Here is a 19,387-nt window from a genome sequence, read left to right on the forward strand (position 1 = left end):
CTCATCGCCAATCCTCCATTTCGCGGACCAAGGCAGTCCTGGCACGGGCAAGCCGCCCCCGGACACTGGCTGGGCTGATGTTCAGGGTTTGCGCAATTTCTTCGTAGCTCTGTCCGTTGATCTCTTTCAGGATCCAGCAGCGCCGCTGCTCTTCGGGCAGGGTGGCCAGGGCCGCCTTCAGCGATTCGATGCCGGCGCCGGCCACCGCTGTCGTCTCGGGCCCGGCTCCGGGCGAGACAGTGTCCGGCGGCGCGTCGTCCTCCCCGCCGGCCAGGCTGGTGTGGTTCCTGCGGCGGCGCAGCAAATCGATGCTCCGGCTGCCGGTCAGCCGCAGCAGCCACCCTTTGACGGCCGCCGGGTCGCGCAGGGTGTCCAGTTGCTTCCACGCTTGGACCAGCGCTTCCTGCACGGCGTCGTCGGCGTCCGCGTAGGAACCTGTCAGCCTGCGCGCGGAGGCCCGCATGTGTGGGCCGTAGCGCCGGGCGAGGGCTTCAAAGGCCGCCGTGTCGCCGTCGGCCGCCCTGCCCACCAAAATGGCATCGGGGACCAGATCCAACTGGTCCCGCATCAAGGGTGAACCTGTCACCGAACCCTGCTTTCACTATCGGCGCGAACGCCTGACGCGCGGCAGGCAGGTCCGCGGACCGCCGTGGCGGTGCCGCGGGCCTGCCGCCGGGATTGGCTAGTCTTTGCGGAAACCTTCTTTGACCTTGGCGGCAGCGTCCTTGAGGTTGCTGCCGATGCCCTTGGCTGCGTCCTTGACCTTCTCGCCCGCTTCCTGGAGTTTCGCCTGCGCCTGGTCCCGCTGGCCTTCACGTTCCAGCTCCTCGTTGCCGGTCAGCTTGCCGGCACCCTCCTTGGCGGCGCCGAGGTGGTTGGTTGCCGCGTTGTTGAGCTTGTCGTCGAGTCCCATGATGGTGTGCCTTTCTGTCGTGTTCGGTTTCGTGCTAGCCCGCGCGCAGTGCCCGGGCCAGTTTGGTCCTGGTTCCAGTTCCTATTCGGACCAGGACGTCGGTGTGATGGCCCAGCAGTGCATCAATGCTGCGGACCAGTTCCTCGGCCACGTCCGCCACCTCCCGCGGCGAGGCGCCGCGGCGTGCCTGGAGGGTCAGGCGCAGGGAGGTGCGCGCGGCGTTTTTGGAGCCGCGCCGGCGCCACGCGGTCAGGGAACTGCCGACGACGGACCGGTTGCCTTCCAGCGCCGCCTCCACGGCGGCTGCCAGGTAGGAGACCTCCACTGCGGTAGCCCCCAGTTCCGGGTCGTCTTCCCGCGCCGCCGTCCTGGTCCGGCCGCCGCCTTGGCGGGCCAGCCAGAGAATCGTGGTGAGCGCCGCCAGCAGCAGAACCGCTGGCACGGCCAAGGACCACCAGCTGCCCAGCGGTTCCGGCGACGGCGCGGTGTCCCGGAGGGCCTGCCACGCCGTCAAGGCGCTGCCGGCGACGGCGGTCCAGCCCGTGCGTACGTCCGCGCTCAGCCCGGCGGCCGCCACCAGGATTCCAGCGCCGATCAGGATCACTCCGGCAAGGGCCAGAAAGGTCCTGTTCATTGCCCTGTTCGTGTTGTTCATCGTCCTACTGCCCCTTCCGCGGCAATGGCCACATCCGCTGCCAGGTTCCTGGCCAGCCGGCAGGAAGCCACTTCCCGGGCTGCCGCTTCGGTGAGCGCTTCCCGGTCAAGGGGCTGGCCCGACGTCGGCCGGACCGACACGTGCGCGCGGCGCCGTCCTACCGTTGTGCTCACCTGCTCCGGCGCCAGGTTGGCGGCCAGGCGCACTTGGCGTGAAACGGCGGCGGCAATGGCTTCGTCATCCACCACCAACGCCACGCGCTCGCTGTGCATGGTCCGCCGGCCCCGGCGGCCGCCCTTGAGCGCAGCCACGAGAAGCACTGCCCCAAGTACCGCCGCCGCGGTACCGGCTGCTGTCAGCCCGGCCGGTTGCACCGCCTGTGGCAGGTCCCTTATGGCATTCGCCATGGCATCGGGGCCGGCCACGAGCGGACCGCGGCCCAGGAGTGCGAGGACGCACTCGGCCCCCAGCCACACGAAGCCGGCGAGCAGCAGCACGGCCGTGGCCAAGGACAGTCCGGTGCGCGATGAGTGCGTCTCCCTCCGGAGCATCCGCTTTTGCATGCGGCCCTGGTTCATGGCTGCCTCCCGTCCTGTTTCCGTGCCCGGTCCGTGCGGGCTGCTTTGGCCGCCCGTGGGGCCGCGGTGAGCTGGATGTTGATCCGGCCAATGTCCATCCCGGTGATCCGCCGCCCGGCGAAGGCGATCCTCAGCCGGGCAATGTTTGCCTGCTCGAATGTGGAGTGTTGCTCCCTTCCCGCCGGGGCCGCGGCCAGGAGCGGGGGAACAGGGAGCCGCATCTGGAGATCGACCCCGAGTTTTCCGGCATCGTCCCGGAGGGCGGCGGAAACGTCATCCCGGGGCACGCCGTACGCGCCGGCGGCCACGGCTTCCAAGGTGTGCCGCAGGGCAGCCGGGGCGATCCGGGTATGGCCCCGGCGGGTCACGACGACGAGCGCCGGCCGCGCAGGGCGTCCAGCACGGCGCCGAGGTCCAGTTGCCCCTCGGCCGCCCGGCCCAGGACCGCGCCGATGGCCATGAAGATGGCCGTCAGCAGGAAGCCCCAGAAACCGAAGGCGAGGGCGGCCACAGCCAGCACGGCCCCTGCGGCCGTGCCGGCGACGACGGGGGTCATGCGACCCTCGGTTCGCGCTCGGCGTCGTCCGCGTCATCGCCCTCGGACGGGACATGGATATCGGTGATGGTGATGTTGACCTCGGTGACTTCCATGCCCACCAGGTCTTCCACTGCCGTGTAGACGGCATCGCGGGCCCGGTCCGCCACCTGCTGCAGGGGGTGCGGGTATTCGACCACCAAGGTGACATCCACGGCCACCTGGGTCTGGCCGACCTCCACGCTGACACCCTGGGTGAGGTCCTTCTGGCCCACCTTCTCGCGGAGGGTGCCAATGGCGCGGGCTGCCCCACCGCCCAGCGCGTACACGCCGTCAATCTCCTGGATGGCGATGCCGGCGATTTTTGCCACCACGCCGTCGGCCACCGTGGTGCGTCCGCGGCCGTCCGCGCCATTGGCGGGGGACAGTTCATGGCCGGGTGCGGTGGCTGCCTTCTTCTGCTGGACTGCTGCGGGGTTCTGCGCCTGGGTAGTCATTGCGTCACTCCTTGTTTGCTCTGGAAAGGGTTCCAAGGGCGCGTTGTGCGCCTTCACAAGTAAGGACGGGGCCAGGGCGGAAAACGTCACGCAGTTTTTTGCGTGACCCCTGTCACACCTGACTGGGGGCGTGAAAAAGGGGAGTGGACCACGACGGGAGGTCCCGTCGTCGTCCACTCCCCATGGGGCGCCGCTTAGACGGCCGCCAGGGCCGCTTCGTCGCCTCGAACGCTCAGCGTGAAGGTGTTGGGGCCGCTGCACGTGACGGCGATGCGGCAGGTGGTGGTGTTGTGCCGGGCGGAAAGGTCCGTTACCGCGGAGTCGAGGGTCTCGTGGAAAGACGCCCGGTCCCAGATCTTCAGCGTCACGGATTTGGCAGCGTTAAACGTCATTGTTCAGTACTTTCCTTCGTCAGTGCGGCCCCCTTCGGGCCGCTGGAGTGGCCTGTCCACGCTTCGGGGATCGGTGGCCTGCGCTCACCGGTGGGCCTCGTTGCGTCACCAGGATTTCGGAGCGGGAGCTTGCCCGCCCTCCATATCCATAGTGCCCAAGCCGGAACGGCGCTCGAAACCAAAAAGCGCTTTAGCGCGGGTGTTTCTCGTCACGTTTAAGCGGGGCGCGGCGTCTATTCGTCGAAGTGCGCCGGGATCGTTTGCTCGCCGGAAATGGATGCAATGACGGCGGCGGCCACCTGCCGGAGCTTGATGTTCCGGGTATTCGAGGCGCGGGTGAGGATGCCGAACGCCGTGTCCCGGGTGCAGCGGTTTTGGGCCATGACCGCCCCCACCGCCATATCGATGACTGTCCGGGACTGCATGGCCGCGGAGAGGTCGTTCCTGGTTTCACGCAAGCGGGCAATCCGCAAGACCAGGCGCAGCGAGTTTGCCGCGTGCCCGGCGAAAGTCTCCACGGTTGCGATGTCCTCGACCGAGAAGCCGTTGGTGCGGCCGGAATAGAGGTTCAGCACTGCCTCGCCATCTCCACCGAGATCCAACGGGACGGCGAGGATGGAGGAGACCCCTTGATGCAAGGCGGTCCGGACGTAATCCTGCCAGCGGGTTTCGGCGGCAAGGTCGGGAACCAGGAGGGTGCGCTCCTCCCGCAGCGCTGTCAGGCAGGGGCCTTCGCCAAAGCCGTTCTGCAATTCATCCAACGCGCTCGCGGCGGCGTCACTGGCGGCAACGGCTTCGGGTTTCTTTTGCCGGATAACCGTGACGCCGCTGTGGATGGTGTTGCCGGGGACGCTCAGCCGGGAAGACACCAGGACGGCCAATTCCGTCATGAATGCCCTGATGTCGCTGCTCTCAAGGACGAGTTCCTGCAGCGACAAATCGGCATCCCATCCACTCCTGAATCCGGTGGGAAGGGAACCTTCGTTGTCGGTCATGCGCCGTCGCCTCCAATGAATTCGTTCATAGCCAGCGTGACGAGTCCCACCTGTGCTGCGGGCAGGTGCAGGGCTTCATTGAGGTAGGCATCCAGAGCCAGTTCGTCAACGTCCCCGCCGATGCCGTAGTAGTACGTCCAGAGTTCAACCAGCGTCACCTTGGAGGCCCGGAACCGCTTCGCTGCAATCCGGCGGTGCGCATCTGCCTCGTTCAGTTGGTCCGGGCCACCCATCCAGTCCGCGTTCATCATTGCCGTCCATCCGGCGATCCCGGGATGTAGCCCCCATCAACGATCTCGGCAGCAATTTCCCGGATCCGCTTGTTGTTTGATGCGGCAGCGGCCTGCAGCACCGTGAGGGCGCTGTTCCTGCCGCCGCGGGTCTGGAGCATGACCAGGGCGACGGCCGCGTCCACAACGGCGCGGGATTTGAGCGCAGATCGGAAATCGTCTCCAGGGGCCTCCGGCGCATGCACCCGCAGCGCCAGGCGGAGGATGCGGGACATCGAGGCCGCGTGGTCCTCCACGAAGGCAATGGCGGCCGGATTGAAGGCGTGTGTGGTGTAAGCGTAGGAGTTCAGCGCTGCACGTGCGGAGGAGTCTGTGTGGATGGGGACCGCCAGTACGGAGCGGACATTGTCTTCAGCGATGCTGTCCAAGTACCGGCTCCAGCGCAGATCACTGGCCAGGTCGCCAATCAGTACCGTTCTTTGCTGCCGGAGGGCCGTAAGGCAGGGTCCAATGTCGAAACCATACTGCGTCTCGTCGAGCCGGTACCCTTCCTGGCTGCTCGCGGCCACGGTGGCGAGTCCGCCGTTCCGCTCCACCGTGATGGTGCACTCCATGGTGCGGCCGTCCGCGCCCAGCTGCGCAGCGGAGATAGTGGCCAGGCCAAGGAGGAAGTCCGGGAAGCCGGGGCTGTCCAGGAGCAGGTCCTGCAGCCTGTCTGACGGGGAGATGATATTTTCCTTGGCCATCGGGCCTCGATCCTCAGTACGCCAGGGTTGCTGCTCCCGGCTTGCGACCCCCGCTCTCTGCGCGGCTGGCCCGTGTGGCAACCCCTGGATCTGCTGGCTATCCGGAAATCTCCTATATCCGACACTACGCCTCCGCACCTGCATTTGGTACGCGGGCGCCGGCACGCGCTACCCGTCGGAACCTGCACGGTGGCCACCGTCCTGGTCGCCGCCGTCCTTTTCGCCGCTGTCTTCCGTTTCGGAGCGGTGGGATCCGTTGAAATCGTCGGAGTAGGGCGCCCGGGGCCGGGGAAGGTCGTCGATCAGCTCGTTCGCCGCCAAGGCAAGCAGGTCCCGTTGGATCGGTGGGAGGGAAAGAAGCCCTTGCAGGTAGGCCTCCACTTCGTACTCGCCGGCGTCTCCGGAGAGGCCAAAGTACTTCAGCCAGAGGTCGGGGACCGAGATGTCGGCAGCCTTCATCGCGGCTCTGAGTTGGCGTCGCTGTTCCGGTTCGTTGGGGTCGAAGCCCATGGCGAACCTAGGTTCCGGAGGCCGGCGTCCCGGCCACGACGCGTTCGCTGACCTGCTGCAGCGATGTTTTTTCCTCCCGGGCCTGCCTGATGAGGAACCGCACGGCGTCTTCCTGCCGCAAACCCATCCGTTCCATGACGACCCCGGTGGCACGGTTGACCAGGTCGCGGGTATACAGCGACGCCTGGAGTTCCGCCGTCATCCGATGCGGAGCCTCATTGGCCTGAATATGGGAGATCAGCGTGGCGGCCGGCGCTGCGAAGAGCTGGAGCAGTGCAGCGCTCCTGTGGTCGTAGGTGTCGGGGGCTGCGGCGTACAACTTCAGGGCACCCAGCGATTCCTTCCCCGCCAACAGCGGCGCGCTGACTACTGCGAGTATGGGCAGCCCGGCGATGCCGTTGCGCCACTGGGGCCACCGCTGTTCCACGTTGAGGTCGGTGACCAGCACGGGCCGCTCTGACGCCCACGCCGTAAGGCAAGGTCCTTCGCCATATTCATACTGAACCGTGTCCGCCTGGGAAACGATCGTGTCGGTGTATCCACTGCTGGTACGGCGTCCCCGGCCGTCGATGAGTGAGACGCCTGCCCCGATGGTGCCGGGGACTGATTCCTTGGCGGCCCGGGCCAGCAAACGGATGGCGGTTGTGACCTTTTCTTCCGTTAGCAGTAATCCCTGGATGCGAGCGATCACTGCGGTTAGCTCGTCAAGGGGAAGTTGCGCCATGGTCCCAGCATAGATCCATACCCGCACCGGGGCTCCGCGCGGCCCGGACCGTCCGAAACCCGCCTAGGCAGCGAGGGCTTGACTGGATGGGTGGGTGGCGGTTCGCTGGAGGACATGTTGAGTTCATCCGACCCTGAATCTGCCCAAGACCTCCAGAGCATCCTGGTGGGCTCAGAGAATGGCATCGAGTTCCTTTCCGGGTTGTCACGCCTTGCCGCCGCCGCCGTTTCAGAGGCAGGCGGGGGTGTGGTGGAGTGTGCCGTCACCCTGAAGATGAAGCGACGGCCCACCACGGCTGCGGCCAGCAGTGCACGTGCCCTGGAGCTGGACCAGCTGGAACAGGCGTTGGGTGATGGTCCCTGCGTGAAGGCGTTGCGTGAGATGTCATTGGTGTTGATCGACGACGTCGAGTCCGATTCGCGATGGCCTGAATACAACCGGGCGCTCCTGGCGGCCAACGTCCACAGCTCGCTCGGTGTTCCCTTGGAGATCACGGGCGAGACCGCCGCGGCATTGAATTTTTTCGCCTCGCGGCCCGGCGTATTCACAGCGGACGTCCTCGAAAAGGCACTCGGCTTTGCGGCCGCCGCCCAGAACACACTGCATTTGTCGGTGCGCATCGATACCGCCCGGAACCGTGCTGACAACTTGGAGGCTGCCCTGGAGAGCAGGACCGCCATCAACCTTGCCTGTGGGGTGATCATGGCGCAGAACCGCTGCTCACAGCAGGAGGCGATGGATATCCTCGCCCGGGTCTCCAGCAACCGCAACCGGAAACTCCGGGATGTCGCCAACGAACTCATCGAGCAGTTGACCGGGAATGGCGTCAGGACCCATTTCGAAGCGTAACTGTTTGCCGGCCGTTCCGGCGTCCAAGGCTGTTCAGGAGCCCCGTTGACACCTCCATACTGGCGGACTAACGTACAACCAAATGGTTGTAGATCAGTTCCGTGAGTCCGAACGTGACCGCCTCTTCCAGGCGTTCGCCGATCCCACCCGGCGTGACATCGTCCGCCGGGTCACGGTGGGCGAGTACACCGTGTCCGGGCTCGCGGCCTTCTATTCCATGAGTTTCGCCGCTGTCCAGAAGCATGTGGCGGTGCTGGAACGCGCATCGCTGGTCACGAAGGAAAAACGCGGAAGGGAGCAGGTTGTCCGGGGCAACCACGAAGGGCTCCAGGAAGCCCGGCGGCTGCTCGACGAATACGAACAGATCTGGCGGCAGCGGGCCGCCAGGATGGCAGACATTCTTGCTGAAGGTTAGGAAGGCACGGCCATGGCAGTCATCAGTATGGACAAGAACCCCGAGGCGCTCTCCCTCACGTTGGTCGCCGAGTTCGACGCCGGCGTCGAACGCGTCTGGCAGCTCTGGGAAGATCCCCGCCAGCTCGAGCGTTGGTGGGGACCACCCACCTGGCCGGCTACGTTCCACCGGCACGACTTCGTCCCCGGCGGGCGCGCAAACTACTACATGACCGGCCCGGAGGGCGAGAAGGCCCATGGCTGGTGGGAGTTTACGGCCATCGAGGCACCCCGGGAGCTTCAGTTCGACGACGGGTTCGCGGACAGCGACGGAAACCCCACGGGCGACCTGGGCGTCACCCATGCGACGGTCACGCTCGAGCCGCTGGGGGAGCGGACGCGCATGACCATCCATTCCGCGTTCGAGTCCGAAGAGCAGCTGGAGAAGATGGTTGCCATGGGGATGGAGGAAGGGATGACGCTGGCCGCCGGCCAGATCGACGGCATCCTCGCAGAGCCCGCCAACATCTGAACCTGCATCTGAACCCGGCAACCGGCAGGAACCTTGCGGCGGCGCCAAGTGGGCGTTGAACGCGCAGGCCGGCGCCGCAATACTGGAAGGCGGACCAACCTGAGGTGAGGCGGTGGCGGCAATGAGTGGCGGGTCGGCGGGGTTCCGGAGGCGGCTGGAGCGGGCGGCCGAAGTGCGTTCATACCGCGGTGCGGGCATCAGCGCCGAGGAAGAAGCCACGTTGGATGCCCTGGACGCTCAGGAGCGCGACAAGCGCCGGAAGGTCAGCGACGCCGCCCGCGCGGAATACCTGGTCCGCGATGCCATGGCGCAGGGCAAGTTCGACAACCCCAAGTACGCCGGCAAACCGATTCCCGGCCTTGGCGATTCCTATGATCCGGACTGGTGGGTCAAGGGGCTGATCCAGCGGGAGAATATCAGCGGCCTGGGGCCGGCAGCCATCCTGCTCCGCGCTGAGGATGCCCACCTTGATGCGACTCTCGACGCCCTGTCCACGGAGCAGCAGGTGCAGGACCTCCTGCAGGACTTCAACAAGCGGGTTGTCGATGCACGCCGGCAATTGCAGGGCGGTCCGCCGGTCATCACGAAGACGCGGGACGTAGAAGTGGAACTGGACCGCTGGCGGAACCGCCGGGCAGCGCGCGTTGTGGAAGTACCCGCGGAGCCGGAGCCTGTGCGTTCCTGGTGGCAGCGGCTGTGGAAAGGGCCCGGCCGGGGCTAGCGCAATTTGCGGCGCAGGCCGATCCCGCGCTGGTATCAGGGCTTCGGGTACCAGGGACTCGGGTATTAGGGCTTCGGTGTCGGATTTGGGCCAATCATCGATGCTGGCGGCGGAGCGAACGGTGCTGCGGGATACAGGGCCGCCACCTTGAGCATGTAGTTGGCCCACTGCGGCCCGGCAATCATGTAACCGTCCAGGCTGGGATAGAACGTGCCGTTGATGGTGACGTTCTGGCCGGCACGCGTCTGGCCTCCCAAGGCATCCCCAAAGAAGGACGCGGTGACCAGGCCGGTGGTGTAGCCCACCACCCAGGTGGAGCCATTATTGTTCGACGTTCCGGTCTTGGCTGCGGTGGGGAACTTGTCCTGCACCTTCGGGTTGATCCACACGCCTGATCCCCGCTTCAAAACGTCCTGCAGCACCGAGTTCACGCCACGGGCCACCTCAGGCTTGACGGCGTCACGGCAGTCCGGGGCCGGTACGGGAAGTTTCGCGCCTGCGCCATCAGTGACCTCCACAAGGGCGATGGGCGTGCAATAGCGGCCCTCGGTGGCGAAGGTGGCAAAAGCGTTCGCAAGGGTCAGGGGTGCGACTCCTGTGCCGCCCAGCAAGTTGCCCAGCTGGTGCATGTTGACCGGGGTGCTGTCCAGTCCGCTATGCAGGCCCACCGAGTCCACCATCTTCTGGATGCCACAGAAGTCGAGCTGTGCTGCCGAGGCGAACGTGGCGGTGTTGATCGAGTTGTAGAGGCCGAAATTGACAGGCATTGGCCGGTAGAAGCCGTCCTCTGCGTTCTGCAGGTCGTCCGCCGCGCCGAGCGTGGGATTGTTCTGCGCTGTGTCATAGGCGCCCAGTACTTTGCCGCAGCTGTCCTTCCACGGGAAGTCGAGGGGATAGACCCGGCGTGACGCGTCCACCACCGCGGTAAGGGCCTTCCCCTCGTTCAGCCACTCGGCAAACGTGAACGGCTTCATGGTCGATCCCGGCTGGAACCCGCCTGCCCCGTTGAGGTCGTTCCCCTGCGCGTCCTTGGCGTCCACGTTGAAATTCAGGTTCGTGTCGAACTTGCCCGGTTGTGGAAGGAACACCGTGTTCTGGGCCATCGCCAGGATCTTGCCGGTGCCCGGCTGGATGCTCACCAGGGATGCGGCCCAGCGGTCCGGGTTGGCGCCTGCCGTCCCGTCCACCTGTGCTTGGGCCGCAGCTTGGAGCCTGCTGTCCAGGGTGGTCACGATCGTGAGTCCGCCCCGGTACAACCGCCGCTCCCGCTCGGCCTCGCTTTGCCCGAACGCGGGATTGTCCAGGATCAAGTGGGAAATGTAATCGCAGAAGTACGGCGCCATGGCGGCATTGGCGCACCCCTGTTCCGGGGGCGTGATCTTCAATTCGATGGGAGCGGCCACCGCCTCGTCATGCTGGGCCCGGGTGATCTTGCCCAGGCGCAGCATTTCGGACAGGACCTGGTTCCGGCGTACTGCCGAGTTGTCCGGATGGATGGCCGGATTGTAGAACGTGGGGCTGTTCACCAGCCCGGCCAGCAGGGCCGCCTGCGGCAGGGTTAGGTCCTTTGCCGTGGTGCTGAAGAAGTAGCGGGCCGCCGCCTCAATCCCGTACGCGTTGCTGCTGAAGAAGACGATGTTCAGGTAGCCCTCGAGGATCTGGTTCTTGGTGTACTTCTTCTCGAGGGCGATGGCCAGCTTCATCTCCCGCAGCTTGTCGCCCAGGTTCTTCTGCCCGCTCAGGACCACCGCATCCGGCCTGTCCTGTGAAAGCTGGGACTCATTGAGGACATTCGTGACGTACTGCTGGGTGATGGTTGACGCCCCTTGCTCGCCGCCTTTGGTCAGGTTGGAAAACAGTGCGCGGAGGATGCCCTGCGGATCCACCCCGGCATGCTCGTAGAACCTGCTGTCCTCGATCGAAACAATGGCGTCCTTGATGAACGGTGACATCTGGTCCAGTGGCACCCGAACGCGGTTCTCCGCATAGAGGGTCGCGATCGGCTGGCCGTCGGCGCTCAGGACCCTGGTGGCTTGTGACGGCGGCTGCACCGTCAGTTCCGCAGGCAGGTTGTCAAAGAATCCAATGGAGGAGCTGACGCCGAGGCCCGCGGCTGCCACTGCCGGGACCACCAGGCTGGCAGCCAATACGCCACACAGGATGCTGGCTGCAATGAACCCCACGAGCCGTCCCACGGCTGCGCCAAATCCATGCCTGCGCTTCCGCTTCTTCGCCATTCCTCAGCCCTCGTGCTCCAGGGTGTGATCAGGATACGCCGCCGGCCACCGGCGTAACAGAGGCCTGACGGTCAGGATTTGGTCACGTCAAAAGTCTTGACCAGCGATAGTTACCGACATATCGTTAACTATCGCTGAAGTAATCAGCGAGATACCTGAAGTGAAAGGACGATGCCGCTATGAAAGGCATATTCGACGACAAGCACCCCGGCCCGGAGTTCGCCAAAGGCCGCTTCGAGCGGGGGAGGGCCCACAAGGGGCCGCACGGGCACCGTGGGCCGGGGTTTGGGCCCGGCTTCGGACCCGGTTTTGGACCCGGTTTTGGCCCGGGCTTTGGTCCCGGGTTCGGTCCCGGTTTTGGCCGCGGCGGCCGGCGGGCCAGCCGGGGGGACGTCCGCGCGGCCATCCTCTCCCTCCTGGCCGAGGCGCCATCCAACGGGTACGGACTGATCAAGACCATTGCCACGAAGACCGGTGGCATGTGGCGGCCCAGCCCCGGATCGATCTACCCCACCCTCCAGCAACTCGTGGACGAAGGCCTGATCGAGGCGCTCAGCGAAGGCCGGGGAACAGAGTTCGCGCTCACCGATGCGGGCAGGGCCTATGTGGCAGAGCATGCAGAGGAGATGGAAAACGCCTGGAATGCAGAGCCCGACAGTGCAGACCGGGACTTCCACGAGAGCATTGGAAAGCTAATGGGTGCCATCCATCAATTCCGCGCGGGTGTGACCGGGGAACAGCGCGCTGCAGCTGTCGCAAAGATGGATGAAACGCGCCGGGCCCTCTACAAGATCCTTGCTGACTAGCAGCTCCAGGCGGTCCGGGCCGGCAGGCGCCGGGCAGCGCCCGGCCGCGGGTCCCGGAAACAGAGTTCCCGGGCGGAGAAGCTACGCGAACGCGTCTTCCTTGGCGGGCACCCCGGCCTCGGCTGGTGCAGCGGCTTTGGCCGGTCCCGCGGCGGCGTGGGCAGCGTGGTGGTTCAGCATGTGGCCCAGGGCGCTGAAGCCCGAGCCCATTTCTCCGAAGGCGTAGGCCGTTTCCGCATGCTCGGACAGGTCCACGCCGGCGGTCTCAGCTTCATGGCTGACACGGAACCCCACCGTCTTGTTGATGACCAGGCCAATGATTGCCGTCCCGATTCCGGACAGCAGCAGGGTAATGACGACGGCGGCCGCCTGGGCCACCAGCTGCTGGATGCCGCCGCCGTAGAAGAGTCCGCCTCCTTGGCCGTTTACGGGCAGGGCAATGAATCCCAGCGCCAAGGTGCCGATGAGCCCCGCGCCCAGGTGGACTCCCACGACGTCCAGCGAATCATCGAGGCCGAAGCGGTACTTGAGGTCCACGAACACGCAGCAGGCAACCCCGGCAACCAGGCCCAGTCCTACGGCCGCGAGCGGGCTGATGTTTGCGCAGGACGGCGTGATGGCGACCAGTCCGGCAACCACGCCGGAGGCGGCGCCCAAGGAGGTCGGGTGCCCGTGGCGGACCTTCTCGGTCACCAGCCAGCTCAGCATCGCCGCGGCGGGGGCTATCAGGGTGTTGACCCAGATCAGCCCGGCCTGCTCCACGCTGGTTGCGGCGCCGCCATTGAAGCCAAACCAGCCGAACCACAGGATTGCTGCGCCCAGCATGATGAACGGGATGTTGTGCGGTCGGTGGTTGGGGTCCTTCGCGAAGCCGTGCCGCTGGCCAACGATGATGGCGAGCACCAGGGCGGCCGTGCCGGAGCTGATTTCCACCACCGCGCCGCCGGCGAAGTCGATGACCTGGCCGAAGATTGCCGTGACGGCGCCGCCTGCACTCATCAGGCCGCCGCCCCAGATCATGTAGGCGAGGGGGCAGTAGATCACCGTGATCCAGACGGGCACGAAGAGGGCCCAGGCACTGAATTTGGCGCGGTCGGCGATGGCACCGCTGATCAAAGCCACGGTGATGATGGCAAAAGTGGCGCTGTACCCGGCCTTGAGCAGGTCCGGGGACCCAATGAGGTTCTGCAGGCCGAAGCTGGTGAAGGGATTGCCGAAAACTCCCAGCACACCGTCGCCGGTGGTCATGGAGTAACCCCACAGGACCCAGACCACGCCGACGATGCCGGCAGAGATGAAGCTCATCATGATCATGTTCAGGGCGGCCTTGGCGCGGGTCATGCCGCCGTAGAAGAGGCCAAGGCCAGGAGTCATCAGCAGTACCATCGCGGCTGAAATCATCAGCCAGACGTGTTGGGCAGTGATTTCCACTGGTGGGTCCCTTCGCAGCGTGAACGTTGTGCGGGCCTTGTTGGCCCCGTGGCATTTCCCCCGCGGTCCATTTTTCGTGCCGCGTGTTTCAGCCAGTGCCGCTTAAAGTTGCGGCCGCGTTACACAAATCGCTCCTGCGTGAAGTTCACGTATCAGCCATGTTTCAGGAATGTAAACGCGCCCCCACCGTGAGGGGCCGTCCTGGCCGCCGGGCCCCGCGACGCTGCGGCATTCGCGGGGTTTCCGGCTGCTCCCCGGGTGAGGATCCGCCGTCGTGCGTCTTTTCGCCTTATGTTTCGGCGCCGTGAACGGCGATTCGCCCGGTCAGAAGCTGCGGGCGTTGGCCAGGACCGGCAGCGTGGCGCGCACGGAGTCCACGGACGCCGGATCGATGTCGACGACGGCGAGTTCGGGATTTCCGCCTAGTGACACCACGGCGGTACCCAGGGGAGTGACGACGGCGCTGTGCCCGATTCCGGTGGGCGCCGCACCTGCGGGGCCTGCGCCGATGGTTTCGGGATCGCCCTGGCCGCACGCAACCACGAACGTGGTGCTGTCCAGTGCCCGGGCACGCACCAGCAGGTCCCACTGCTCGGCCTTGCCCTCGCCGGCTCCCCAGGAAGCGCACACAATGTTGACGTGTGCTCCCGCGTTGGCGTTGGCCGTGAACAGGGCCGGGAAACGGACGTCGTAGCAGGTGGCCAGGCCGAACACGGTGCCGTCGAGCTCGAACGTTACCGGCGCCTGCCCGGCGTCCACCGTCTTGGATTCGGTGAAGCCGAATGCGTCAAAAAGGTGGACCTTGTCGTAGGACGCCTCCACGGAGGGGCCGGTGACCAGCAGCGTGTTGCGGACGCGCCCTTCCGCGCCGGGGGTGAACATGCCTGCCACGATGGTGATGTCCAGGTCTTTGGCGACGCGGCGCACTTCGCCCGCCCAAGGGCCGTCAAGCGGTTCGGCAATGTCTTTCAACGAGTTCCCAAAGGCCCGCATGGCCGCCTCCGGGAAGACCACCAACTGTGCGCCGGCGTTTTTCGCCTGGGCTGCGTAGTCCCTGATGATGCCGAGGTTGGCCGCGGTGTCGGCACTGCTGATGATTTGGGCGATGGCGATACGCATGGAAGATCTCCGATCTGTTGTATACATAATGTATGGTAAAAATTTCGGGTTCGGCCGCCTCGGGCCGCGAAAAGGCGTACGCCTACCTGCGCGAGAACGTCCTGACGGACCCGGAACTGCAAGGCCGCTTCCTCAACGAACAGGAGCTTGCGGCGGACATCGGGGTGTCCCGCACTCCGGTGCGCGAGGCGCTGTTGCTTCTGGTTTCCGACGGGCTGGTGGAGCTTATTCCGCAACGGGGCGCCTACGTTCCGGTGGTCACCGGCCGGGAGATTTCCGAGCTGATGGAACTTCGCGGCGTGCTGGAAAGCCATGCGGCCAAGCTTGTCATTGACGAACACCGGGTGCCCGCCAAGCAAATGCAGGACACCCTGCGGCAGCAGGCGCAGATTCCGAACAACGATGAACCGGACGATGCCCGCGAATTCATCCGCCTGGACACGCTCTTCCATCAGCAGCTCATCGACGCCGCCGGAAACGAACTCATTTCCCGAACGTACAGCAAGCTGCATGTCCGCCAGGTCCTGGTGGGCGTTGCCGCACTGTTCCGCACCGGAGGCAGGCGCGAGGCGGTGTGCGCCGAACACCAGGACATCCTCGATGCCCTGGTGGCCGGCGATTCCGCACGTGCCAAAGAGGCTATCGACCATCACCTCGCGGTGACGCGGGACATCCTCCTGCGGAGCTGATCACCGGGCTTCGCCTGCGCCGGACACGCGAGCCGCTTCGCCGGCCGCCCTGGATTCAGCACTGCCTTCCAGTAGCAGGCGGTAGTCCTGGTCCTCCACGGTGTTGCTGTCGCGGCCCAGGGCAAGCCCCACGAGGGTTACGGCCGCTGCGACCGCAACGTAGATGGCCACCGGAATCCAGGTGCCAAACTGCGACAGCAGCACGGTGAACAACAAGGGTGCGATGGCGCCGCCGATGACGCCTGCGAAGGTGTAGGCCAGTGAACTGCCCGTGGACCGGAGCCGGGGTGAGAACTGCTCCACGATGAAGGCGGCCTGCGGCCCGTACATGAAGGAGTGCGCCGCCAGGCCCAGGACAATGCCCACGATCAGCATCGGCTCATTGTTGCCGCCAAGGACGCCAAAGAAGACAAAGGTCCACACGGCGCCGGCCACTGCGCCCACGCCGTAGACCAGACGCCGGTTGAAACGGTCCGAGACTGCGCCGGCCAGGGGAATCATGAACAGCTGGAAGGCCGAGCCCACCAGGACGGCGGTGAGCACCTGGTTGCGTTCGTAGCCGAGCGCCTGGATGCCGTAGGTGAGGGTGAAGACGGTGAACAGGGCGTACAGCACGTCCGGGCCCACCCGGCACAGGATGGCGGCAACGAGTGGCCGCAGTTCCGTACTGAACACTTCCCGGATGGGCGCGGCGGGCTGTTCTCCATGGGCTTCGATCGCCTTGAAGATGGGGGTGTCCTCCAGCTTGAGCCGGATCCACAGGCCGAAACCGACCAGCAGTGCGGAGACCAGGAACGCGATGCGCCACCCGAAGCTGATGAACTGCTGTTCGGTGAGCATCAGGGTCAGGACCGCCAGCGCACCGTTGGCCAGCAGGTTCCCGGCGGGCGGACCCACCTGCGCGGCCGAGGCCCAGAAACCCCGCCGCTGCGGGTCGCCGTATTCGCTGGAGAGCAGCACTGCGCCGCCCCATTCACCGCCCACGCCCACGCCCTGGGCGAAGCGCAGGAGCACCAGGATGATCGGGGCGGCAATGCCAATGCTGTCGTAGCCCGGAAGGACGCCGATCAGCACCGTTGCCACGCCGATGATCATCAAAGTGGTGACCAGGACCTTCTTGCGTCCGATCCGGTCACCGAGCCGTCCGAAGACCACACCGCCCACGGGCCGTGACACATAGCCGACCGCGTAGGTGGAGAAGGCGAGGATGGTGCCGGTCAGGGGATCGGAGGACGGAAAGAAAACGATGGGGAAAACGACAGCGGCCGCCGCGGAATAGACGGCAAAGTCATACCACTCCAGTGCCGTGCCGGTCAGGCTTGCCGCAAATGCCTTGACCAGGCCCTTTGGGCGGATTGGCGGGCCTGACTGGGTCGCTGCGCCCGCACCAGAAACCGGAGAATTGCTCATTGTGTCCTCCACAGTGGATTTTGAGGTGACGCCTGTCACGCTGGCGTTAAATGTATACATTACGCATACTGGATGTACATTGGCGACTGTTTCCGGTTTCCGGTTTGTTAATTTTCCCGCGGTGCACCGGCTCCGCGGCCTTCGAAAAGGACGGCACCATGACGGCTCTCAGCTTTGAACTTCCCGACGGCAGCATCAAGAACGTGCAGGTCCGGCACCTCCTCAACGCCGGCTACGCGGGGCGTGAGCAGGATGAGGTGCAGGCCCACATCGCAGAACTTGCCGAGCTCGGGGTCCCCGGCCCCACCACCACTCCGGCCATGTACCCCGTCTCGCCCTACCTCGCGCAGCAGGTATCCGAGGTCCGGGTCCAGCATGGACGCACGTCCGGTGAGGCGGAATGGGCGCTGGTCATCACCGACGAGGGCGTCCTGCTCACCGTCGCCTGCGATCACACGGACCGTGAGCTCGAAGTGCATGGTGTGGCGTGGAGCAAGAATGCCAGCCCTGACGTCCTTGGCCGCAGGGCGTGGCGGCTTGACGATGTGCGGGACCACCTGGACCGCATCACGCTGCGCGGCTGGGTAGGGGAGGGGGAGACCCCGGACACCCTCATCCAGGACAGTTCCCTCGAGGCCCTGCTGACCCCGGACTACTGGCTGGAGGTGCTGGCCGCGCGCGGGCTCAACCAGCCGGGCACCGTGCTGATTTCCGGCACCGTGGCGATGACGGGCGGCGTCAACCAGTTCGCCCGCAGCTGGAAGGTGGAGATGGCGGATCCGGAGACGGGAGAATCGCTGGACGTCCAGTACGTCGTGGAGCAAATGCCGCAGCCCATCGGCTAAGCGCTGCACCGGGGCAATAGCGGCATAAAAAAGGTTCCGCCGCCCCACCAGGGGCGGCGGAACACTTCCGTGCCGCGAAGCTACTGCCTGTAGCCCTCCACTTCACTGACGGGACGGGCCTGGGCCTCGTTGGGGTTTTCCCCGGATTCCTTCTTGGCCCGCCTTTGTCGCAACAGGTCCCAGTATTGGTCCAGGCTTTCCTCCACGTACTTCAGGCGCGCCTGGTCCGGAGCCTGGCCTCCGGCGGACCCCTCGCGCAGCGCATGCTCCTCTTCCACGAGGGCCTGGATGTGCGTCAAAATATCCTGATCATTCATTGGGCTTCCCCTCACTCCGGTCCGGTCACCTTCAGCCTACGTAGCTGGTGCTGAAGCCACCAGCCCCGCGCTGTACCATCGATTTCATGTCCACTGCGCTCGATATGGCAGGTCCCATCCTGGAAGTACTGACCTGGTTGTGCCTGCCCGCCGGGCTGGGACTGCTGTTCTACACCGGGTTCCTCCGCCGCTTCATCCACCCGTGGGACGTGGCAGAAGCCGTGGTGTATTCGGACTCCACCGGCGTCGGGTTCCGCTGGTACGACCGGAAGCACCAGGTGCACAACGCCCCCATGTCCCCGTACGACATCAGGGACATGGCCGTGGGGGACACGTTGCCGATCTACTACCACCCCAAACGCCCAACCCAGTGGCAGTCCACCGTACCGGAAGAGGCGGGCAGGACGGCGTCAGTCCTGGGCCGCTGCCTGACGGCCATCGGCACCGTGGCCCTGTTGGGCGGCTTCGTCCTGCCGATGTTCTAGCTTCGGCTGCTAACCCGTCACCACCACCACAACGCCGAGGGCGCCCAGGACGACGCCCGCGAAGGCGGTCCAGAGCACAGCCGAAAGGTCCGCTTCGATGCTCTCCCCGGCCAGGCCGTGGGACCTCGCCCGGTAGCGGCGGCGCTGGGTGAGGTAAATGGCCAAGGCGGCGCCTCCGGACACCGCCGGGAGCATCAGGATGGGCGGCCCGTACGTGGGAAGCCAGCGAAGGAAGAAGGCGCTCGCCGTCACCAGCGCCAACATGGTCCGGCCCCAGGCCAGCGCCGTCCGTTCGGGTTGGAGACCCGGATCACCGTGCGGACGGGGTGCGCCGGATGCCATCAGCGCAGAAGGATAAAAACGAGGACGACGGCGGCCGCCAGCGCGCCTGCCCCGGCCAGCAGGGGGACGAAGAAAGGCAGCGGAAGCGGTGCTTTGTTACGCATGCTGCGCTCCACGCGAAGCCACCGCATGGCAGCGCCGCCGCTGAGCATCATGCCCATGAGAAGGAGGATGATGGCCAGGCCTTTGCGGACCGGTTCGATGAAAAGGCCTGAGGTAAAGGCTTCGAGGGCAATGCCACCGGCGAGCAGCGCAAGGGAGGTGCGGATCCATGCGAGGAAGGTGCGTTCGTTCGCGAGGGTGAACCGCGGATCCGGTTCCTCGCCGCCCGGCAACAGGCGTTCGGCGAGCCGTCCGCGCGGCGGCGGGGCTGCGGTCCCGGGCGGATGCTCACTGTTGGTCACGGGCCCAGTGTAGCCGCGCCGTCAAAGCACGG

General features: G+C 65.7%; 28 protein-coding genes. 8 read left to right on the plus strand and 20 right to left on the minus strand.

The genetic code is table 11. The features are described from left to right. Position 1 precedes the first annotated feature (1 nt). The 13 genes from QRM96_RS11440 to QRM96_RS11500 form a co-directional block, all read right to left on the minus strand. Positions 2-568, minus strand: coding sequence for an RNA polymerase sigma factor (locus QRM96_RS11440; RefSeq protein WP_018761001.1), 567 nt, complete (start codon positions 566-568; stop codon positions 2-4). Between the two features lie 114 nt (positions 569-682). Next, positions 683-913 carry a CsbD family protein gene (locus QRM96_RS11445; protein ID WP_018761002.1) on the minus strand — a complete coding sequence of 77 codons (231 nt, stop codon included), beginning with the start codon at positions 911-913 and terminating at the stop codon, positions 683-685. A gap of 34 nt (positions 914-947) precedes the next feature. Further along, positions 948-1,547, minus strand: a complete 600-nt coding sequence (locus QRM96_RS11450) for a hypothetical protein (RefSeq protein WP_243835462.1) — start codon at positions 1,545-1,547, stop codon at positions 948-950. Positions 1,548-1,564: 17 nt separating this feature from the next. After that, positions 1,565-2,146 (minus strand): Asp23/Gls24 family envelope stress response protein, encoded by a 582-nt coding sequence (locus QRM96_RS11455; protein WP_109045710.1) that lies wholly within the window; start codon positions 2,144-2,146, stop codon positions 1,565-1,567. Further along, complete coding sequence (locus QRM96_RS11460) at positions 2,143-2,514, minus strand: hypothetical protein (protein ID WP_285319768.1); 372 nt, start codon at positions 2,512-2,514, stop codon at positions 2,143-2,145. Before QRM96_RS11460 ends, QRM96_RS11455 begins: the two co-directional genes overlap by 4 nt. Continuing rightward, positions 2,511-2,702 (minus strand): DUF2273 domain-containing protein, encoded by a 192-nt coding sequence (locus tag QRM96_RS11465; RefSeq protein ID WP_018761006.1) that lies wholly within the window; start codon positions 2,700-2,702, stop codon positions 2,511-2,513. Before QRM96_RS11465 ends, QRM96_RS11460 begins: the two co-directional genes overlap by 4 nt. After that, entirely contained in the window at positions 2,699-3,178 is a 480-nt protein-coding gene (locus tag QRM96_RS11470) for an Asp23/Gls24 family envelope stress response protein (RefSeq protein ID WP_018761007.1), read from the minus strand. Before QRM96_RS11470 ends, QRM96_RS11465 begins: the two co-directional genes overlap by 4 nt. A 194-nt stretch (positions 3,179-3,372) precedes the next feature. Beyond that, positions 3,373-3,570 (minus strand): hypothetical protein, encoded by a 198-nt coding sequence (locus QRM96_RS11475; RefSeq protein WP_018761008.1) that lies wholly within the window; start codon positions 3,568-3,570, stop codon positions 3,373-3,375. A gap of 233 nt (positions 3,571-3,803) precedes the next feature. Beyond that, positions 3,804-4,565: an ANTAR domain-containing protein gene (locus tag QRM96_RS11480; protein ID WP_018761009.1), complete on the minus strand. Its 762-nt coding sequence runs from the start codon at positions 4,563-4,565 to the stop codon at positions 3,804-3,806. Beyond that, positions 4,562-4,816 (minus strand): hypothetical protein, encoded by a 255-nt coding sequence (locus QRM96_RS11485; protein ID WP_285319770.1) that lies wholly within the window; start codon positions 4,814-4,816, stop codon positions 4,562-4,564. Before QRM96_RS11485 ends, QRM96_RS11480 begins: the two co-directional genes overlap by 4 nt. Further along, positions 4,813-5,541, minus strand: a complete 729-nt coding sequence (locus QRM96_RS11490; RefSeq protein ID WP_285319772.1) for a GAF domain-containing protein — start codon at positions 5,539-5,541, stop codon at positions 4,813-4,815. The genes QRM96_RS11485 and QRM96_RS11490 overlap by 4 nt, the downstream gene beginning before the upstream one ends. A gap of 168 nt (positions 5,542-5,709) precedes the next feature. Continuing rightward, entirely contained in the window at positions 5,710-6,051 is a 342-nt protein-coding gene (locus tag QRM96_RS11495; protein WP_018761012.1) for a hypothetical protein, read from the minus strand. A gap of 7 nt (positions 6,052-6,058) precedes the next feature. Further along, positions 6,059-6,775 (minus strand): GAF and ANTAR domain-containing protein, encoded by a 717-nt coding sequence (locus tag QRM96_RS11500; protein WP_285319773.1) that lies wholly within the window; start codon positions 6,773-6,775, stop codon positions 6,059-6,061. 114 nt (positions 6,776-6,889) lie between these two features. On the opposite strand from QRM96_RS11500, the gene QRM96_RS11505 reads away from it, so the two are divergent. From QRM96_RS11505 to QRM96_RS11520, 4 genes are all read left to right on the plus strand, one after another. Beyond that, positions 6,890-7,624, plus strand: coding sequence for a GAF and ANTAR domain-containing protein (locus QRM96_RS11505; protein WP_133831962.1), 735 nt, complete (start codon positions 6,890-6,892; stop codon positions 7,622-7,624). A gap of 82 nt (positions 7,625-7,706) precedes the next feature. Continuing rightward, positions 7,707-8,039: an ArsR/SmtB family transcription factor gene (locus QRM96_RS11510; RefSeq protein WP_285319775.1), complete on the plus strand. Its 333-nt coding sequence runs from the start codon at positions 7,707-7,709 to the stop codon at positions 8,037-8,039. Between the two features lie 12 nt (positions 8,040-8,051). Continuing rightward, positions 8,052-8,549 carry an SRPBCC family protein gene (locus QRM96_RS11515; protein ID WP_018761016.1) on the plus strand — a complete coding sequence of 166 codons (498 nt, stop codon included), beginning with the start codon at positions 8,052-8,054 and terminating at the stop codon, positions 8,547-8,549. Between the two features lie 121 nt (positions 8,550-8,670). Further along, the gene (locus QRM96_RS11520) at positions 8,671-9,270 is read left to right on the plus strand and encodes a DnaJ family domain-containing protein (protein ID WP_285319828.1); all 600 of its coding nucleotides are present in this window, start codon (positions 8,671-8,673) and stop codon (positions 9,268-9,270) included. A 65-nt stretch (positions 9,271-9,335) separates the two neighbouring features. Here the strand turns inward: QRM96_RS11520 and QRM96_RS11525 are convergent, their stop codons facing one another. Further along, on the minus strand, positions 9,336-11,507 hold the full coding sequence (locus QRM96_RS11525) for a transglycosylase domain-containing protein (protein WP_285319777.1): 2,172 nt from the start codon (positions 11,505-11,507) through the stop codon (positions 9,336-9,338). A gap of 179 nt (positions 11,508-11,686) precedes the next feature. On the opposite strand from QRM96_RS11525, the gene QRM96_RS11530 reads away from it, so the two are divergent. After that, entirely contained in the window at positions 11,687-12,313 is a 627-nt protein-coding gene (locus QRM96_RS11530) for a PadR family transcriptional regulator (RefSeq protein ID WP_285319779.1), read from the plus strand. Positions 12,314-12,394: 81 nt separating this feature from the next. Here the strand turns inward: QRM96_RS11530 and QRM96_RS11535 are convergent, their stop codons facing one another. Together QRM96_RS11535 and QRM96_RS11540 are read right to left on the minus strand one after the other, a co-directional pair. Next, on the minus strand, positions 12,395-13,744 hold the full coding sequence (locus tag QRM96_RS11535; protein WP_018761020.1) for an ammonium transporter: 1,350 nt from the start codon (positions 13,742-13,744) through the stop codon (positions 12,395-12,397). Positions 13,745-14,068: 324 nt separating this feature from the next. Continuing rightward, on the minus strand, positions 14,069-14,863 hold the full coding sequence (locus tag QRM96_RS11540) for a carbon-nitrogen hydrolase family protein (protein WP_133831736.1): 795 nt from the start codon (positions 14,861-14,863) through the stop codon (positions 14,069-14,071). Between the two features lie 32 nt (positions 14,864-14,895). On the opposite strand from QRM96_RS11540, the gene QRM96_RS11545 reads away from it, so the two are divergent. Next, on the plus strand, positions 14,896-15,552 hold the full coding sequence (locus QRM96_RS11545; protein WP_109045720.1) for a GntR family transcriptional regulator: 657 nt from the start codon (positions 14,896-14,898) through the stop codon (positions 15,550-15,552). On the opposite strand, the gene QRM96_RS11550 is transcribed toward QRM96_RS11545, so the two are convergent. Then, positions 15,553-16,962 carry an MFS transporter gene (locus QRM96_RS11550; RefSeq protein WP_285319781.1) on the minus strand — a complete coding sequence of 470 codons (1,410 nt, stop codon included), beginning with the start codon at positions 16,960-16,962 and terminating at the stop codon, positions 15,553-15,555. It abuts the gene before it with no gap. 158 nt (positions 16,963-17,120) lie between these two features. Here QRM96_RS11550 and QRM96_RS11555 point away from each other — a divergent pair, with 158 nt between their 5' ends. Beyond that, a complete protein-coding gene (locus QRM96_RS11555; protein ID WP_285319782.1) occupies positions 17,121-17,807 on the plus strand; it encodes a DUF2848 domain-containing protein in 687 nt (228 codons plus the stop codon). A gap of 80 nt (positions 17,808-17,887) precedes the next feature. Here the strand turns inward: QRM96_RS11555 and QRM96_RS11560 are convergent, their stop codons facing one another. Continuing rightward, the gene (locus tag QRM96_RS11560; RefSeq protein WP_109045723.1) at positions 17,888-18,124 is read right to left on the minus strand and encodes a DUF2630 family protein; all 237 of its coding nucleotides are present in this window, start codon (positions 18,122-18,124) and stop codon (positions 17,888-17,890) included. A gap of 86 nt (positions 18,125-18,210) precedes the next feature. Between QRM96_RS11560 and QRM96_RS11565 the strand changes: the two genes are divergently transcribed. Beyond that, positions 18,211-18,609, plus strand: a complete 399-nt coding sequence (locus QRM96_RS11565; protein WP_018761026.1) for a DUF3592 domain-containing protein — start codon at positions 18,211-18,213, stop codon at positions 18,607-18,609. A gap of 9 nt (positions 18,610-18,618) precedes the next feature. Here the strand turns inward: QRM96_RS11565 and QRM96_RS11570 are convergent, their stop codons facing one another. Both QRM96_RS11570 and QRM96_RS11575 read right to left on the minus strand, forming a co-directional pair. Then, a complete protein-coding gene (locus QRM96_RS11570; protein ID WP_285319785.1) occupies positions 18,619-18,951 on the minus strand; it encodes a DUF202 domain-containing protein in 333 nt (110 codons plus the stop codon). After that, on the minus strand, positions 18,951-19,355 hold the full coding sequence (locus QRM96_RS11575; RefSeq protein WP_285319786.1) for a YidH family protein: 405 nt from the start codon (positions 19,353-19,355) through the stop codon (positions 18,951-18,953). Before QRM96_RS11575 ends, QRM96_RS11570 begins: the two co-directional genes overlap by 1 nt. Between the last annotated feature and the right edge of the window lie 32 nt (positions 19,356-19,387).

Source organism: Pseudarthrobacter sp. lyk4-40-TYG-27 (assembly GCF_030209295.1).
Lineage (GTDB): Bacteria > Actinomycetota > Actinomycetes > Actinomycetales > Micrococcaceae > Arthrobacter.